Origin of the sequence: Cupriavidus sp. SS-3 (genome assembly GCF_035818815.1) — a bacterium.
GTDB classification, from domain to species: Bacteria; Pseudomonadota; Gammaproteobacteria; order Burkholderiales; family Burkholderiaceae; genus Cupriavidus; species Cupriavidus taiwanensis_C.
The window spans coordinates 1-737 of the sequence record NZ_JAYLVT010000056.1 but is presented as its reverse complement, the minus strand read 5'-3'; the positions used below and the strand labels follow the sequence as shown (position 1 = coordinate 737).

The window sequence follows — 737 nt, the reverse complement described above, 5'->3', positions numbered from 1 at the left end:
CTCTCGACTGACAGCGCAGGCGCCAGCCAGGATCCGGCCACGCCGCTGTCGCATCCGTTGTCGGTCAGCGGGCAGGTGCTGGATGGCCAGCTGCGTCTGACGCTCGCCTTCAGCCGCGCACGCCATCAGGCGCAGACGGTGCGCCGACTCGGCGCAGCCTTGCGCGAGGAACTGGAAGCGCTGATTGCCCATTGCAATGCGGGCGCCGCCGGCGTTACGCCCAGCGATTTCCCGCTGGCGCGGCTGACGCAGTCAGGACTCGCTGCGCTGAAGCTCGATCCCGCGCAGGTGCAGGACCTCTATCCGCTCTCGCCGATGCAGGCCGGCATGCTCTTCCACAGTGTGCTGGCGCCCGAGGGCAGTGCCTATACCAACCAGCTGCGCGTCGATATCGACGGACTCGATCCGGCGCGCTTTATCGCGGCATGGCAGGCCGCGCTCGCGCGCCACGACAGCCTGCGCTGCGGCTTCCTGCATCGTGGCGAGCAGCCGCTGCAGTGGGTGTCCCGCTCGGTGCGGCTGCCGCTCACCCATGCGGACTGGACCGGCCGCGACGCCGCCGAGCTGGACCGCTTTGCCGCCGCCGAACTGGGCCAGCGCTTCGACCTGGAGCGGCCGCCGCTGATGCGCCTGGCGCTGCTGCGCACCGGCGCGCACCGCCATCATCTGGTCTGGACCGTGCACCACCTGCTGCTCGACGGCTGGAGCACCGCGCAGCTGCTCGGCGAAGTGCTGCG

1 protein-coding gene is annotated in these 737 nt (G+C 70.7%); it reads left to right on the top strand.

Features of this window, described 5'->3' with window-relative positions; all coding sequences use genetic code 11:
• On the top strand, positions 1 to 737 hold a 737-nt coding region (locus U9J39_RS29400), incomplete at both ends, for a condensation domain-containing protein (protein WP_326348804.1).